Genomic DNA, 16,486 nt, shown 5'->3' with positions numbered 1-16,486 from the left:
GTCCCATATGAAGCATTATTTCAATTTCCAATAAGATACCTTGAATAGTAGGTTATCATTTCATAAATAATAAAAACTCCATTCCTATAGAAACGACATAAACTAACTCGCAGGAGGATTACGATGATCTATGATTGTGTGATTGTAGGCGGAGGCATTGCTGGTCTACAAGCTGCCATACAATTAGGAAGATATCGTCACCATGTTGCCGTTATTGATTCAGACGAGGGTAGATCAACAATATGCAGAAGCTACCATAATATAATCGGTTTTCCTAACGGGATTAGTGGAGCCGATCTTCGTCATGCGGGAAAAACCCAAGCAGAGAAATTAGGCATCACATTCATACAATCTAAAGTTATCGAAGCAGAGAGGGGAAATGAGTTATTTCGCGTAAAAAATTCAGATGGCACTCGTGTCCTTGGAAAAAGACTATTGCTTGCAACAGGAGTTAAAGATCGTCTACCTAAGTTTGGTAATCTTATTCCTTGTATGGGTATTAGCGTCTTTGTTTGTCCAGATTGCGACGGCTACGAAACTTCAGGTAAGCCCACACTTGTGCTAGGTGCTGGAAATGCGGGTGCACAAATGTCGCTAACTCTAACACACTGGACGGAAGAGCTCATTTATGTGAATCATGAGCTCACTCCCATTGACGAAGAACTGCGAACCAGCCTCATAGAGAAAGGAATACCCTGTATAGAACAGGCAATCCGTGTTGTTGTAACGGAACATGAACAATTTAAAGGCGTTGTACTAGAAGATGGATCATCCATTTATCGTGATCGATGTTTTGTAGCATTCGGAGGCAATGAGGTTCGCTCCTCCATTGCCAAGCAGCTTGGAGCTCAAGTGATGGATAACAATCACATCATCGTTGATCCGCGAACCAAGCTCACCAGTGTGAAGCATGTATGGGCTGCTGGTGACGTGACGGCACATTCTGAAATGCTGACGATTGCGATGGGAGACGGCAGTCAAGCAGCGATTTGGATTCATAAAAGTTTACTGTCTACATAGACGTAATCACTTTATCAATGATTCCATATTTCAATGCCTCCTCCGATGACATATAATAATCACGATCCATATCTTTTTCAATTTTCTCTATAGGCTGACCAGTTCTTTCTGCACATATCTGATTTAATTTAGAACGAATATTCAAAATACGATTGGCGGTTATCGCGATGTCACTCGCTTGACCTTGCGCGCCTCCGTGAGGCTGATGAATCATAATCTCACTGTTAGGCAGGGCGGAACGGTGGCCTTTCTCGCCGGCAAGCAGGAGTACCGCTGCGAAAGATGCGGCCAAACCTGTGCAGATCGTGTGTACAGGCGCCTTCACGAAATTCATCGTATCGAGAATAGCAAAGCCGGCTGATGTAGAACCTCCAGGGCTATTGATGTACATGGAGATTTCTTTCTCCGAATCCTCGGCAGTTAGAAATAATAATTGTGCGACGATACTATTCGCTACTTGATCATCAATTGCTGAACCTAAAAATATAATGCGGTCTCTTAGCAGCCTGGAATAAATATCATACGATCTTTCACCTCGACTCGACTGTTCGACTACATATGGAACATAATTACTCATCATTGTGACCTCCCAATGGAATTTGATGTTTTCCATCTGTAAACGATTAAAAGTGATCAAAAGATACGGCATATCTCTTTTTTTAAAAGGAGTATCTTTATTCATGTTTCATTCGTTTACTTCAGTAAGGTTAACTTTCAAATTTTTGTATATCCGGTTAAATGCTGAGGAGGCAGAATGATGAATGAAACAAATATGCTGAACGATAAAGAATCCTTCAACCAACAAGTTAATGTCGAGCGGCTTCAAGCTGTTTTGCATCGCTATTGTCTGTCTCTAACAAGATCGGTCTGGGATGCAGACGATTTAGCGCAGGACACGTGGTTAAAGGGGTTGCGAGCCTCCGTACACTCCAATCACAATAACCCGGAAGCTTTATTGCTTCGTATTGCCAAAAATACATGGATCGATCAATTACGAAGACAAAATCATTATCACCTGCTCATTCAGCAGGAGAGTCATATTGAATCCACAGTTCAATTATTCAGTTTAGATTACGAAGAAGCGCTGTACTCACTAATGCTCCATTTATCTCCACTTCAACGTACAGTATTTCTTCTGCGAGATGTGCTCGGTTATTCGATAGAGGAGACTGCTTCTCAGCTTAATAAGACAATCGGTGCGATCAAAGCCGCTCTCCGCCGAGCTCGAGATGCTTTGCAAGTCGTTAGAGAGGAATTAAGTGATGAGACAATAGGCTTTCCAGAGGATGAGGATATGAGAAGCCTGTTACGAGCAATGGCATTTGCCTATCAGTCTGGGGATTTGACGCTTCTAATCGAGCTGGCGCAGAGGGAAGTTACGGAAGCTGCTGTTATTTCGATTAACGCATTTAATCGTAAGTCTATAGCTACTGGCAGCAAGATATACAATTGTGTTGACCACTCATTAATGATGCAATTGGCAGCTTAATTCATACTATAACTTAGCCAAATAAACCGATGCCCAGCGGCAGCGGTTTTTTTGTGTATGTGGAGGGACGCAGACTTTTACGAAATAAGCTATACTAAAGGAATAGAATATGAAGGATTGAGGCAAATTAAATGACACGAAAACTTATTTTTTTTGATATAGACGGCACTTTGGTTGATCATGACAAAAATATACCACCCTCCACGAAGCAAGCGATTGCGGAATTAAAAGCTGCAGGACATGAGCTGGTAATCGCCACAGGCAGAGGACCTTTCATGATCAAACCTGTAAGTGAACAATTAGACATCGCGTCCTATGTTAGTTTTAACGGTTCCTATGTGGTCTACAATGGTGAAGTGGTTTACAGTCACTCGATCGATCCTGCTCGATTAGCAGAGCTTACAAAGATTACATTAAATAATTTGCATCCCTTAGTTTATATGACACCGGAGGGTATGCGATCAAGCACTCATCAAACCGCTTATTTGGAACATGAAGAGGAAGCTCTGAGAATGAAACTTCCGCCAATGGAGCCCGATTATTACATCGGAAAGGATATTTACCAATGCCTGCTCTATTGCAAGAAAGAGGATGAGAGCTGCTATAAGGAAGGTTTTTCTGATCTTGGATTTATTCGATGGCATCTCTTTGGCAGTGACATTCTTCCTCCTGGCGGCTCGAAAGCAATCGGTATTCAGGCGCTGATCGAACGTGCGGGTTTTGAAAGTGAAGATATTTATGCATTTGGGGATGGTCTGAATGATCTCGAGATGATGAAGCACGTTTATCATAGTGTAGCTATGGGCAATGCGATAGATGAAGTAAAGCAAGCCGCTCGTTATGTAACAAAGGATGTAACCGAGGATGGTATTATGCATGGACTGAAAATGTTAGGACTGTTATAAAAAAATGAGGCGGATCTCAATGGATGAGATCCGCCTTGTTGTTTATTTAATTACGCGTCTCGCCGTTACATAAGTCTTGTCCCATGTGCTGCCTTTGAACTTGGAGATTGTAACGCCAACACCTACTCTGTACGTATGAAGAAGCTTGTCATTACCGATATATATACTTACGTGATTTATAACGCCATCACGATTAGTGTCAGTGAATACAAGGTCGCCTGGTTTAAGATTTTTTCTAGATACATATGAACCCGACTTCGCTTGTTGCTTGGATGAGCGCGGAAGTGTGATTCCATTTTTCTTAAATACGTATTGTGTGAATGAAGAGCAATCAAATGCGCTCGTGATGCCTGATTTCGCACCGAATTTGTATGGAACACCAATATATTTTTTACCTGTAGCAATGACGCTATTTGCTTTAGTTGTGCTTGATGTCGCTGCATATGCTTGTTGTGGAGCTATGACAGGAACGCTCGCAATTGCAATGGATAAGCTGATTCCAATACCTGCTATTAATCTAGTAAACTTTTGTTTCTTTGTGTTATTCATGTTGTTACCTCCTTGAGTTATGAAGCCTGCGTGATGTGCTAGAAATACCATAACATAGATTTAAAAACCACTAATTACCTATGAGGAATGAACCCCTTGCTGCTGCTGCTCAAAAACACTTTTATTAAAAAGTGATGATAAAAAACTCATTTTTATCTCTTGACAGCAGTAATATTGGTAAAGTTCATTTATAAGTGTTCTGACACTTTCGCTAGTCTAGATAAACGCTATATACTGATGAAGTCGGGCCGACAAATCTTGTTGAAAGGAGATGATCGATTTGATTAACAACCTGGAGGTGATCTCCGTTTAAACGGAGATCACCTATATGAAGGAGACCGCAAGGTCTCCTTTTTTAATACTTAATTTCATTCAAAAAATATTATGGAAATATTGTTAAACATTTCTTGTCAGAAGAAAAGGCTTACAATATAATGAGAAAGTGCCCACACGAAAGAAGCACCTATGGAGGTACAAGAAATCCATGGCTTTTTTTAATTTCAGACAATTACACGCTTTACCAAAAAACGAAAGGAGGAAGCAAAAAATGTTGATGACTGCTAAAACAAATAACCTTAAAAAGATTAGCTTGTTCGAGGAGGACGTTTATTGTGAACTACAAAAATGGGAGAGATGTGCTTCCCCCTAGCTTATTGCAAGAGCTTCAAAAATACATTCAAGGTGATTTGATTTATGTTCCTAAGGTTGCGGAGAAACGCGCGCATTGGGGTGAGGTAAGCGGAACGCGGAAGCTGCTTGCTGAACGTAATAAAGAAATTTACCTTTATTATTCGAATGGATGGACTGTCGCTGATCTAGAGCGGAAATATCATTTATCATGCGAGAGTATCCGTAAGATAATTGTAAAATCACGATCATGTTAATATAGAACAAAAAGCAGATTGCTTCGAGCATCTGCTTTTTTTGTTGTTATATGAGATTTAAGTAGGATTGACAATACATAAATAGGGCTGTAAAAAGGATTTTTTTGTCGAACGTCGAATAATTAATGGTTGATATTTGGCATAACTTGTCGAACGAGAAATAGAGCACAAGGCAGTGGAGGATAATTTGATGAAAACACTATTAATTGCAGAAGATGAACCTATTTTACGAATGCTTATTATGGATACGCTGGAAGACGAAGGTTACAACCTTGAGGAAGCAGCTGATGGGGATGAAGCTCTACAAAAAATAATAGACAATGACTTCGATTTGATTATTCTAGATTACATGATGCCGAAGATGACCGGAATTGAAGTCATAGAAAAAACAAGGCAGCTTACCAATCGCCAGCAATCAAAAATTCTTATGTTGTCGGCGAAGAGCCAGCAGGCTGAACAAGAAAAGGTGCTGCTCGCTGGAGCTGATGGGTTCATGTCAAAGCCATTTAGTCCATTAAATCTGATCGATAAGGTTGAGGAGATGCTGCGTGGGTAAGCTTCGACAGTATTACAAGAAAAGAATTACTCGACAGTTTGTTGTGATGATGATTCTGGCGTTAACACTCATTCTATTTGGGGCAATATTCGTATTAACGAGCTCGGTTTTCATATTACGAAATTATGAATCAGAAACGGCAAAGATGAGAGAGAAGCAGGAGCTTGTCGCACAAATTGCTGACCATTCAAATGATATTATTTTGCGAGCTCGCGGTTACTACGTTTATTTATCAGATTACGAATATGATCAAATTTTCTCTGAGAAACAATTGCTGGACAAGGCTTTAGTTGAAATCAAGACGTATCCGATCAATACGACGGAACAAGAAGTAATGAATAATATTGAATCTTTTTTCGTTAATTATTTCGAAACGATATTACCCAAAGCCATCGAGTATTCCAAAGCTCAAGATTATGAAGCCCTTCGGATACTTGTATCTGCAGGCGAAGATAACCCAGTAAACAAACTAATCAGCTATTCACGTGATTTCGAGAAACAAGTACAGCTTCTTGCAGAACAAAAAAATGATGAATTAATTCGAAGCTTATCGATTCAAGCTATTTTATTAATTGGCTATATCATTCTGGTCTTAATTATTTCTTCTTTCGTTACGAGAAAGGTTGCCAGAGATATAGGTGTACCGCTCATGAGACTGACTAGTCATGCACGTCAGTTCGCTAATGGGGAATACACGGAGCTTGATGATATTACAAGAGAAGATGAGCTCGGAGAGCTCGCCCGGACATTTAGAACGATGATGTTGCAAATTCAGAGCAAAGAGGAAGAGCTCCTAGCACAGAACGAAGAACTGATTGCTCAGCAGGATGAGCTGCAGGCACAGCAAGAGGAGCTTCAAGTTGCTGTTGGATTAATGGAGCAAAATGAGAAATACTTAGTGAAGCGCAATCTACTCGTGCAATCTCTCTCTAATACGCTTGATAAACAAGAGCTATTGCAAAGCATCATTACTAATATTGTCGCAATAACTGATTCTGATAAAGGTTTAATTGTCATGATGAACAGAGAGCATGATTACGCTTCTGTCGGTATATCTCAAATCGCTGCAAACCAGTTCATCGAGCAAGTGGACGACGGAATTGTTTTACGGGCAGCACAAACCAAACAAGCGTACAGTTTGATTCGAGAGTGTTCACTTGGGGAGCAGGGCTATCACGAACAATCGATGAGAGCGACTGACCTCATATTGCCGATACTTAATGCAGCGGAAGAAATGGTTGCTTGTTTAGTCATTACAAAGGTGAATCGAACGATTACAAAACAAGAGGAAGAAGAAATTGCTGGAATGATGACGCAAGTGTCATTAGCCTTTGACAAGCTGCATTTGTATGAGCTATCAGAGAAACAGCGCTTAATGACCGGCGACATGCTTAACACAATTCAAGAAGGCATTCAATTGCTTGATTTGGATGGTAAAACGCTTCAAATCAATCGTAAAATGTCAGAGATATTCGGATTTTTCCAACAAGAGGATCAGATCACAAATTTGCCGTTTGATCAATTTAAAGGGTATGTTCAATCGTCAGTTGTTGAGTCCGAACCGTTAATTCAATTCATGGACGAGCTGATCAAGCACGGACATTTTAACGGCATTCGCAGTATGAATTATGAAATTATAGAGCCTGAACGTAAATTCATTCAAATTTATTGCGAGCCGTTGTATCGGAATGGGCAGAAATTCGGATTGCTGCTTGTTCATCGGGATATAACAAAGGAGTATGAGGTTGACCGAATGAAGTCGGAATTCGTCAGCACAGTCAGCCATGAGCTGCGTACACCTCTAGCTAGTGTACTTGGATTTGCTGAACTGCTTCTTCACCGTGAGCTCAAGCCGGAACGGCAGCGCAAGTATGTCTCGACTATTTACCAGGAGGCCCAGCGATTAACGACGTTAATTAACGATTTCCTAGATTTGCAAAGAATGGAATCGGGCAAACAAACGTATGATATGAAGCCTACACCATTAACGCCATTAATTAATGAAGCTATCGATATGCAGCAAATACATTCGAGCGTTCATCAAATAACTTGGCAGAACAACGTCAAAGAAGATATTGTCTTAGCAGATCGTGATAAAATGCTGCAGGTTTTTATTAATTTGCTTAGCAATGCGATTAAGTATTCACCGCATGGTGGTCAAATTAATTTAATTAGCGACATTAAGGATGATGAAATTATATTTAGGTTGGAAGATCAGGGGCTGGGTATACCTAAGGATGCATTGCCTCATCTATTCAACAAATTTTATCGTGTCGATAATTCAGACCGCAGAGAGATTGGCGGAACAGGTCTAGGCTTAGCCATCGTCAAAGAGATTATCACTAAACATGAAGGCAAGATTGAAGTTCAATCCGACTTTGGTCATGGCAGCACATTTATCGTAACGCTGCCGTTAACGAAGCAAGTACAGTTGAAAAATGATGATTCGAAGGAATTGGTCCTGCCAGGAGCGGCCATTCAAGTCATGTTGATTGAAAATGACCTTAACTTATCTACCTTGCTTAGAGATGAATTACGTTCTAATGGTTATCATGTACACTTGTTTACAGAGGGTGGATTAGCCATTAAAGAGATCGAACAGTTAAATCCAGATATCGTAGTCATTGATCTCATGCTGGAATCCGGCATTACAGGATGGGATATTATTAGTAAAATAAAAAAATCAGATGTCTTGCTTAATAAGCCGATTATTATATCCAGCGCCTTTGAAGAGAAAGAAAAAGCTGCACAGTGGGGAATTAATGAGTTTCTTGTAAAGCCTTATTTACCTGGCAGACTAAGTACAGCAATCTCACGTATGCTGCGATAATTGGGGGAGCCCCTTACATATGAAAACAGAAAAATATAAGCAGTTGATCCAGCAGCGCATTATCCAAATCATTGATACTTGGTCCAGTCAAGAAGAAGTAGAGGAGCAAGAAATTCACCGTTTTTTCCATAACCTCAAAGGAACAAGCGGTACCATTGGTTTGCATGAGATTGAAAAGTTTTCTGAGTCCAAAGAGCAAATTTTCGCTGAAAGCAGTAAAAAAACGTTTTTGCCTGAGGAGTGGTCGGAGCATCTGTTGCCTTTAACAGCAATGCTTCCTCAGGTATTTGAGCGATTGGAATCGTTAGAGAGTTCGAGCGATGAAGAAACGAACGGCCACGACGAGAATTCTCGCATTCATAATCGTATACTCGTTATCGATGATGATGCTGATTTTGTTACCTACGTGAAAGAGGTTTTAGAAAAGAATGATTATCCAGTAAGCATTGCAATAAATGCAGAACGGGGATTAAAGCTTTTTTACGAATGGAAGCCAAGCCTCATCCTTCTCGATATCGTATTGCCAGACCACAGCGGCATGTATGTGCTGAATCATATCGTAGATAAAGCGAAGCAGCAGCATATTCCAATAATTATGATTAGCGGTAATGTTTCTGTGGAAAATCAGGTGAACGCTTATCGTTCAGGAGCGATGGACTTTCTTGCCAAACCATTTGATGTGGAGCTCTTAACGGCTCTGATCGACAATCGATTTGCGATGAAAAAGGACTGGGAACGCTCTATCGTAATCGATGAGCTGACGGGTGCTTACAATCGGAAGCATTTCAACCAGTCCATGCGACAGCAGATTGAAGATTTTAAGCGCTCTAACGAAATCTTCTCACTTGTGATGCTTGATTTGGATTTTTTCAAACATGTAAATGATACTTATGGTCATCTTCAAGGCGATGAAGTGCTTCAAGCATTTGTAGCTGTATCGCAAGCAGCCATTCGACCGAATGACATTTTATGTCGATACGGTGGTGAAGAATTTGCTCTCATTCTACCAGATACCGATGCTGTACAAGCAGCTTATTTCATAGAACGTCTTCGCAAGAAATTTAACGCTGTTAAGTTTGTGGCAAATGATACTACGTTTCAGGTAACATTCTCATCGGGAATAACCGAAATAACAGAACACAATTGTCATGCAGCGACGCTTGTTGAAGAAGCTGACCAAGCGCTATACACCGGAAAGCGTGCGGGTAGAAATCAAACTATTGTTTACTCCAAGGAATTGAATACTACGAAAAATGAAACGAATCTAAACGTCATCGTAGTCGATGATGATCCATTGATCCGAGAAATTATAATAAATCGTTTCTCGAATTGGAAACCTTCCAACAATACGAAGGTAACTGCAGCCGGGTATTCAGATGGGAAATCCTTTCTATCATCGAATTGGTATAAAGAGAGTGAAAAGTTTATTATTTTGCTCGATGGCTCGATGCCGGATTTGGATGGGTTAGAAGTATTGAGACAGCTGCGACAAAATTATCCTGAGCAGCAGTTATTAATCGTGATGCTCACTGCTCGCAACAATACGTCAGACATCATTAATGCGCTTCAAATCGGTGCGGATGATTACGTGGTTAAGCCATTCCATATGCAGGAGCTTGTGCTTCGAATCGAACGATTAGCAAGTAGAATCGTTAATTAGCTAAAGTAATAACAAAAATCGCGCTTCGTTGAGAAGCGCGATTTTTTTATAAGTCGACACTTAAATTCATATTAACGTTGAATACTAACGGGTAATTGTACAACGGTTTGCGGATACTTATAGTCGTTCCGAAAACAGTTGGTGTCCGAATCATAGGTAGATTGCGAGAGTTTGTGTGAGACAGCAAAGATGGGGAGCTTCGGATTAACATGCAAGGAGGATTCATAAAAAGAGCATCGTTCAAAATTGAAATCTAGTGTCGTTATAATGATGACGCAGTTCGTAAAGGTACACCCGATAAAGCTGAATCCATCAAAAGCAATCGTTTCATTCTCAAAATGTTCATTCGCTATTCTATTCATTATCAGCGCTCCTATTCTGTGATGGGACAACCTAATATAGAGTCTACCAGATTAACGTTGTAATGTTTGTCGGTTATTGCATAAGAAATAATATAATTAACGACATAAATAGCGTTCGTTTGAGGAAGAATTAAAATAATGAAAAACCATACCCGCAGACTAAAGTTCTCACTTTATCCATGGGGATGGTTTTTTTGTATCTAGAACAAACTGTGATTAAGCATTAATATGCGACAAATCCCTATTGTTATCAAGCTGTGCTTTTCCGCCTTTAGCCATCCATTTATTTTTCCACTTTGCTTGCATAACCATTAACAAAGTAAGAGAAGCGAGTGTCACAAAGCTTAAAAGAAGAAATCCGGATGAGTATGACCCTGTGGACTGATAGATCTTACCCAAAATTAGAGGAAGAGCATATCCACCTAAGCCGCCTGCTGCGCCGATGATACCGGTCATTAAGCCAAGCTCGCTGCCAAAGCGCTGCGGGACAAGCTGGAATACAGAGCCATTTCCTGCTCCCAGACACATCATTCCTATGAATAGCATTGAAACGACAATAGGTAATGCAGGCAAAGAAGCAACCGCAGCAAGCATTAAACCAGCTCCTGCATACAGGATCGTTAACATTCGCGCGCCGCCAATTCGATCAGATAAATATCCGCCGACAGGCCGGAAGAAACTGCCTGCAATTACACAGAAGGTAGTGAAATCAGCTGCTCTTACAGGTGAGAGTCCATACTGTGTATTGAAGAAAATAGTCAAATAGTTGGAGAGACCAACGAATCCGCCAAAGGTGACGCAATAGAAAGCGCAGAATATCCATGCATCACCTTGCTTCAATACTTTTGCATATTGGGAAAGCTTCTTCGGTGCAGGACGATTCGGACTGTTTTTGGCAAAGATCGTAAATATAATTAATACAAGTACAATAGGAATAACGGCGAGACCGAATACAACCTCCCAGCTTCCATAATGCTGAGCAAGACGGTTAGCAAATAAAGTTGAGATAACAGTTCCGCTGTTGCCCGCTCCCGCAATTCCCATAGCAAGGCCTTGATGCTCCTTCGAATACCACTGACTTGCAAGCGGCAAGGCTGCTGCAAAGGAAGCGCCAGCAACACCTAGCAGCAATGCTACAATATATAGCTGATCTAAGGAGTTGACAAATTTCCAACCCATAACTAATGGAATAAGTGTAAATAACATGCCTAGCTGCGCGGTTCGTTTAGGGCCCATATAATCTGTCATAAAGCCTAACACTAATCGTAGAATCGAGCCCCCTAATATAGGAAGCGCTACGAGATTGGCTTTTTGCACGGGGTCCATAGGGTAGTCGGCCGCAATAATTACGCTTAGAGGGCCAATCAAAACCCATATCATGAAGCTCATGTCAAAATAAAGAAATGCGCTAAACAAGGTAGGCTTATGCCCGCTTTGCCAAAATCCCTTTTTCTCCATCCTTATCTCTCCCTTATCTATATGGTTAAAACTAAAAAAGCCGCAAACCGTCCTTCAAAAGGAACGAAATGCGGCTTCATTGCCAATGGATGCACGTCATTGTGCGATCTTGTTATTTACTGGATCACGAATTTGTAATCACAACTCGAATTATAAATTCACGTCATTCACATGTCAACAATTATTACATAAAATGATAAAAACCAATAAAACATTAATTTGACGTCATGTATATTGACATAGGATTCGTTTTGAACTACTCTAGCCTTATAGAATGATTTACGCACAGTGGCGTGCGAGCACCAACGGCAACGATGCCTTTTCCCTGATCGAGGGAAAGGGCTTTTTCTGTTCATTTATACTCAAATCTATGGCAGGGGCTTAAAGCTGATCAGGAGGTACGCATGAGTTTCGTTAACGATATCGTAAAATTGCGCGAGTGGATGTGAACCTAGATGAAAAGAGCAAACATAGTAGTCATCGGCAATGGTATGGCTGGAATCAAATGTGTGGATGAAATCACAATGCTTTCACCAGATAAATTTAATGTGACGGTTTTTGGCAATGAGCCTCATCCCAATTATAATCGTATTTTATTATCTAAAGTGCTGCAGGGCGATTCTTCCATCGAGAGCATCGTAATTAATGATTGGTCATGGTATAAGGAAAGGGGAATCCAACTATATACAGGCGAGACAGTTTCACAAATCGATCCTGAAGCACAATATGTTCAGACGAAATCGGGCATTCGTGCAAATTATGATCACCTCATTATAGCAACCGGCTCCTCAGCCTTTATTCCTCCCATAACTGGCGTTCACAAGAAGGGAGTAATCTCTTTCCGAAATATTGAGGACTGCCAAACGATGATAGCTTATGCGAAAAAATATAAGAAAGCTGCTGTTATCGGCGGAGGCTTATTAGGACTCGAAGCAGCGAGAGGCTTGCTTAATCTGGGAATGGAAACAAATGTCATTCACAATGCTCCATACCTGATGAACAGACAGCTCGATTCTATGTCTGCTGATATGCTTCGCAAGGAATTAGAAGAGCAAGGCATGCGGTTTTGTATGAGTAAAGAGACGGAAAGTATATTGGGTCTAAATCGCGCCAAAGGCATTCGATTCACAAACGGCAGCACACTAGAGGCGGATTTGATTGTGATCTCTGTAGGAATTAGACCAAACATCGACCTAGCCAAAAAAAGCGGCATTCTTACTAATCGAGCTATTATCGTAGATGACTATATGAGAACAAGCATGCCGCATGTATACGCCGTTGGAGAATGTGCAGAGCACCTCGGAGTCGCTTACGGTCTCGTTGCACCTTTATTTGAACAGGGTAAAGTGCTAGCCAATATGCTATGCGGAGAGAACGTCACGCCATATCGCGGGTCGGTACCTTACGCACAGCTTAAGGTTTCAGGAGTTGACGTTTTTTCAGCGGGAAATATTAATGCGAATGAATCTGAAACAGCCATTCAACAGTATGACGGAATTCGCCGAACATACAAGAAGGTTACGATGAAAGACGGAACGGTCAGCGGTGCGATTCTATTCGGAGATACCACTGAAGGTTCTACAATTCTTGGGCTTGTAAAAAGAGGTGCACCCGTAAGCGAGCTGACCACACCCCAAAATAAAGATAAAGAAAATGATAATGAGGAATTCATAGCAAATATGTCTGAACGTGAGACGATTTGTGCCTGCAATGCTGTCAATAAATCGGTAATTATGTGTGCAGTTATTGAAGATGGCCTGCAAACAACAGAGCAGGTTCGCGAGAGCACGAAGGCATCAAGCTCCTGTGGAGGCTGTCGACCTATGGTTGCTGCAATTGTGCAATATGCGCTGCGACATGGGAGGGAAGCGATAACGGCTGAATTTACTCCTATATGCAGCTGTACTGACGTAGGTCATGAAGCATTCAAGGCTGCTATTGCCGCTGACTCCTCATTGAACTTCACTGATATTATGACAAAGTTTAAACGAAAAACGGCTGCTTGCAGCTCCGCCTGTGCATCCGCTTTTTACTATTATTCAGTCCTCTATCATCCGATTAAGGAAAATATAGATAAATTTGATGTAACAGTTAGAAATCAAAGCGAGTTCAAAGTAAATGTCTACAGCGGCCCTAATCCCAATTCATCAGAAAAATATGATTCTCACTTTGTGGGACGTGAGCTTCAAAGATTATACGGGGATATGTTATTCCCGTCATCTGTAAAGGCATCCATATCGGCAGGTATTCATCTTCCGGCTGGCGTTCTTGTACATGACATTGGAATAACTGGCGCACCAGCCGGTTGGGAAATCTATGCCGGCGGCCATTCGGAACATCCAGTTAAGCAAGGCCAGCTTATTGGAAAAGCAGATTCAGATACATTAGCTGCAAGTCTTGCTGTTTCTTGTCTTCAGTTATTCCGTGAAAGAGCATCGTTTGGTGAACCGCTTTGGAAATGGATCGAGAGAGAAGGCATCATTGAAATTCGTGAAAAAATTTTGGATGCGGATTATCGACTTGAATTAGTGGAAAGAGCGGCAGTATCAACGAGACCGACGAATAACAAGGAAAGGCTGGGTGAGGAAGTATGCGGGAACTGTTAGATAAACATGAGGATATGAATTCAAGCTTCGTCACAGATACACAATGTCCGTTCTGCAGTGTTCAATGCAAGATGCGTGTTAGGCGAGAATTGCCTATCCCCGGGTCGCGTCGGTATTCTTATTCGATTGAGGGACTGCCAAATGCAGCTTCGGAAGGGCGCTTATGTGTGAAGGGCATGAATGCTTATCAACATGCGACAAGTAGAGAACGACTGCTGCAACCACTCATAAAGAAGAACGGTGAGCATGTGCAAGCAACGTGGGAGGAGGCTCTTACACTCGTTCGCAATAAGTTTCAAGCCATTAGTGGGACGTATGGTCCCGATTCGCTTGGAGTATATGGAGGCGGCTCGCTTACGAACGAATCAGCCTATTTGCTTGGCAAGTTTGCTAGAGTCGCTCTTGGTACAAAATATATCGATTATAACGGACGGTTTTGTATGTCCGCTGCTGCATCTGCAGGCAATAAAACATTCGGTATCGATCGTGGACTTACTAGTCGATTATCCGACATACCGCTAGCTCGCTGTATCATTCTGGCAGGAACGAATATCGCGGAATGTCAGCCGACACTAATGCCGTATTTTACGAAGGCAAAGGAAAATGGCGCAATTATTATCGTCATTGATCCAAGGGTTACGGCAACAGCAGCAATAGCTGATATTCATCTGCAGCTCAAACCGGGCACTGATGCTGCTCTTGCAAATGGCATGTTGAAGGTTCTGCTTGATGAGCAGCTAGTGGATGAGACGTTCATTACCAATAAAACGAATGGTTTTCCAGAGCTCAAAGAGCATCTATCTACGATAGAACTCACGGACATAGCTTTAATAACAGGTTTGAATAAAACCGCCATCCAGAAAGCTGCGAAGGCGTATGGTCAAGCGGAAACGGGACTTGTTTTTACAGCTCGGGGCGTTGAACAGCAGACAGATGGCCATGTTGCTGTTCGGAATTACCTTAATCTTGTACTAGCCACAGGGAAAATTGGAAAGCTTGGCTGCGGTTATGGAGCCGTTACTGGACAAGGCAATGGACAAGGAGGCAGAGAGCACGGACAGAAAAGCGATCAGTTACCCGGATATCGGAGTATTGAAGATGAGCAGGACCGTGAATACATTGCAAACATTTGGGGGATAAATGCAGCGGATATCCCTCGCAAAGGTGTATCCGCTTATGAAATGATGGAGCTTGTTCATAAACGGGTCATCCGTTCTTTGTTTGTTATGGGCTCAAACCCAGTCGTTTCTAATCCAAACGCCAATTTAGTAAAAGAAGGATTTAAAAATTTGGATTTCTTAGTCGTCGCGGACATGTTTCTTTCCGAAACAGCACGAATGGCCGATGTCATTCTACCTGTCACCTCCTATTTGGAAAATGAGGGCACCTTAACCAATCTGGAAGGACGCGTTCTATTACGGGAATCAACGGTCGCTGCTCCAGGCGAAACGAGAAATGATTGGACAATTTTATGCCAGATCGCAGCGGAACTTGGGAAGCAATCCCATTTCGATTTCCAGTCAGCCGAGCAGATCTTCAACGAGTTGAGATTAGCTAGCCGCGGCGGTCTAGCAGATTACTATGGTATTACCTACGATCGTTTGCGCCGAGAAGGCGGTGTTTATTGGCCATGTACATCAACCGATGAAGATGGAAACCAAGGGATGATGTTCGAACAGCGTTTTGCCCATCCTGATGGAAAAGCGATTTTTATGCCCGTTGCAAGTCGGCTGCCTCAGGAAATACCATGCGACGAGTTCCCGCTTACAATGACGAATGGCAGGGTGCTGGCTCATTATTTGACTGGCGTCCAAACACACAGAAGCTATTCATTAGTAGCTAGAAACGTTGAGAATTACGTCGAAATCCATCCCAGAACAGCTAAAAAATATCAAATCGAGGATGGAGAATGGGTAGAGATAACATCTCTCAGAGGCAACTTCAGCGTACGAAGCCGAGTGACCGATAAAATTAGAGAAGATACGTTATTCGTGCCGATGCATTGGGGAGGAGTACAGAACGTAAACAAAGCGACTAACCCTGAGCTTGATCCTAATTGTAAAATGCCGGGATTCAAGACTTCAACCGTTGCGATTAGTCCATTGCGACTAAAGCCATCAATAAATTAACCTTTATGGTTCTATCTTGCGTTAAGCTTGACACATGG

The 16,486-nt window shown here is 41.8% G+C and carries 13 protein-coding genes; 9 read left to right on the top strand and 4 right to left on the bottom strand.

The window, feature by feature from the left end; genetic code table 11:
- The first annotated feature begins 123 nt into the window (after positions 1-123).
- Complete coding sequence (locus tag AC0YN6_RS03285; RefSeq protein ID WP_475745088.1) at positions 124-1,020, top strand: NAD(P)/FAD-dependent oxidoreductase; 897 nt, start codon at positions 124-126, stop codon at positions 1,018-1,020.
- Here AC0YN6_RS03285 and clpP read toward each other — a convergent pair.
- Complete coding sequence (gene clpP / locus AC0YN6_RS03280; protein WP_475745522.1) at positions 1,013-1,597, bottom strand: ATP-dependent Clp endopeptidase proteolytic subunit ClpP; 585 nt, start codon at positions 1,595-1,597, stop codon at positions 1,013-1,015. The genes AC0YN6_RS03285 and clpP overlap by 8 nt on opposite strands.
- Positions 1,598-1,774: 177 nt before the next feature.
- Here clpP and AC0YN6_RS03275 point away from each other — a divergent pair, with 177 nt between their 5' ends.
- Together AC0YN6_RS03275 and AC0YN6_RS03270 are read left to right on the top strand one after the other, a co-directional pair.
- Positions 1,775-2,509, top strand: coding sequence for an RNA polymerase sigma factor (locus tag AC0YN6_RS03275; protein ID WP_475745086.1), 735 nt, complete (start codon positions 1,775-1,777; stop codon positions 2,507-2,509).
- A 131-nt stretch (positions 2,510-2,640) separates the two neighbouring features.
- Positions 2,641-3,414, top strand: coding sequence for a Cof-type HAD-IIB family hydrolase (locus AC0YN6_RS03270; RefSeq protein ID WP_475745085.1), 774 nt, complete (start codon positions 2,641-2,643; stop codon positions 3,412-3,414).
- Positions 3,415-3,456: 42 nt separating this feature from the next.
- On the opposite strand, the gene AC0YN6_RS03265 is transcribed toward AC0YN6_RS03270, so the two are convergent.
- Positions 3,457-3,963 (bottom strand): C40 family peptidase, encoded by a 507-nt coding sequence (locus AC0YN6_RS03265; RefSeq protein WP_475745084.1) that lies wholly within the window; start codon positions 3,961-3,963, stop codon positions 3,457-3,459.
- A 611-nt stretch (positions 3,964-4,574) separates the two neighbouring features.
- Between AC0YN6_RS03265 and AC0YN6_RS03260 the strand changes: the two genes are divergently transcribed.
- The 4 genes from AC0YN6_RS03260 (at position 4,575) to AC0YN6_RS03245 (ending at position 9,893) form a co-directional block, all read left to right on the top strand.
- A complete protein-coding gene (locus AC0YN6_RS03260) occupies positions 4,575-4,847 on the top strand; it encodes a CD3324 family protein (protein ID WP_475745082.1) in 273 nt (90 codons plus the stop codon).
- Positions 4,848-5,037: 190 nt separating this feature from the next.
- Positions 5,038-5,403 (top strand): response regulator, encoded by a 366-nt coding sequence (locus AC0YN6_RS03255; protein ID WP_475745081.1) that lies wholly within the window; start codon positions 5,038-5,040, stop codon positions 5,401-5,403.
- Positions 5,396-8,233, top strand: a complete 2,838-nt coding sequence (locus tag AC0YN6_RS03250) for an ATP-binding protein (protein ID WP_475745080.1) — start codon at positions 5,396-5,398, stop codon at positions 8,231-8,233. Before AC0YN6_RS03255 ends, AC0YN6_RS03250 begins: the two co-directional genes overlap by 8 nt.
- 19 nt (positions 8,234-8,252) lie before the next feature.
- Positions 8,253-9,893, top strand: a complete 1,641-nt coding sequence (locus AC0YN6_RS03245) for a GGDEF domain-containing response regulator (RefSeq protein ID WP_475745079.1) — start codon at positions 8,253-8,255, stop codon at positions 9,891-9,893.
- 71 nt (positions 9,894-9,964) lie between these two features.
- Here AC0YN6_RS03245 and AC0YN6_RS03240 read toward each other — a convergent pair whose 3' ends face one another.
- Both AC0YN6_RS03240 and AC0YN6_RS03235 read right to left on the bottom strand, forming a co-directional pair.
- Positions 9,965-10,255, bottom strand: a complete 291-nt coding sequence (locus tag AC0YN6_RS03240) for a hypothetical protein (protein ID WP_475745076.1) — start codon at positions 10,253-10,255, stop codon at positions 9,965-9,967.
- A 216-nt stretch (positions 10,256-10,471) separates the two neighbouring features.
- Positions 10,472-11,713, bottom strand: a complete 1,242-nt coding sequence (locus tag AC0YN6_RS03235) for a nitrate/nitrite transporter (RefSeq protein WP_475745075.1) — start codon at positions 11,711-11,713, stop codon at positions 10,472-10,474.
- 455 nt (positions 11,714-12,168) lie between these two features.
- Between AC0YN6_RS03235 and nirB the strand changes: the two genes are divergently transcribed.
- Positions 12,169-14,319, top strand: coding sequence for a nitrite reductase large subunit NirB (gene nirB / locus AC0YN6_RS03230; RefSeq protein WP_475745073.1), 2,151 nt, complete (start codon positions 12,169-12,171; stop codon positions 14,317-14,319).
- Positions 14,304-16,448 carry an assimilatory nitrate reductase catalytic subunit NasC gene (gene nasC, locus AC0YN6_RS03225; RefSeq protein ID WP_475745071.1) on the top strand — a complete coding sequence of 715 codons (2,145 nt, stop codon included), beginning with the start codon at positions 14,304-14,306 and terminating at the stop codon, positions 16,446-16,448. The genes nirB and nasC overlap by 16 nt, the downstream gene beginning before the upstream one ends.
- Positions 16,449-16,486: the final 38 nt, after the last annotated feature.

The organism is Paenibacillus sp. J22P15 (assembly GCF_056269345.1).
This window is presented reverse-complemented; position numbering and strand designations above follow the sequence as displayed.

What these genes read in the sequence shown, in the direction of transcription:
- AC0YN6_RS03265 (WP_475745084.1), bottom strand. Translation starts at nt 3,963, where the DNA reads ATGAATAACACAAAGAAACAAAAGTTTACTAGATTAATAGCAGGTATT.
- nasC (WP_475745071.1), top strand. Translation starts at nt 14,304, where the DNA reads ATGCGGGAACTGTTAGATAAACATGAGGATATGAATTCAAGCTTCGTC.
- AC0YN6_RS03270 (WP_475745085.1), top strand. Translation starts at nt 2,641, where the DNA reads ATGACACGAAAACTTATTTTTTTTGATATAGACGGCACTTTGGTTGAT.
- AC0YN6_RS03240 (WP_475745076.1), bottom strand. Translation starts at nt 10,255, where the DNA reads ATGAATAGAATAGCGAATGAACATTTTGAGAATGAAACGATTGCTTTT.
- AC0YN6_RS03285 (WP_475745088.1), top strand. Translation starts at nt 124, where the DNA reads ATGATCTATGATTGTGTGATTGTAGGCGGAGGCATTGCTGGTCTACAA.
- AC0YN6_RS03275 (WP_475745086.1), top strand. Translation starts at nt 1,775, where the DNA reads ATGATGAATGAAACAAATATGCTGAACGATAAAGAATCCTTCAACCAA.
- AC0YN6_RS03235 (WP_475745075.1), bottom strand. Translation starts at nt 11,713, where the DNA reads ATGGAGAAAAAGGGATTTTGGCAAAGCGGGCATAAGCCTACCTTGTTT.
- nirB (WP_475745073.1), top strand. Translation starts at nt 12,169, where the DNA reads ATGAAAAGAGCAAACATAGTAGTCATCGGCAATGGTATGGCTGGAATC.
- AC0YN6_RS03245 (WP_475745079.1), top strand. Translation starts at nt 8,253, where the DNA reads ATGAAAACAGAAAAATATAAGCAGTTGATCCAGCAGCGCATTATCCAA.
- AC0YN6_RS03255 (WP_475745081.1), top strand. Translation starts at nt 5,038, where the DNA reads ATGAAAACACTATTAATTGCAGAAGATGAACCTATTTTACGAATGCTT.
- clpP (WP_475745522.1), bottom strand. Translation starts at nt 1,597, where the DNA reads ATGAGTAATTATGTTCCATATGTAGTCGAACAGTCGAGTCGAGGTGAA.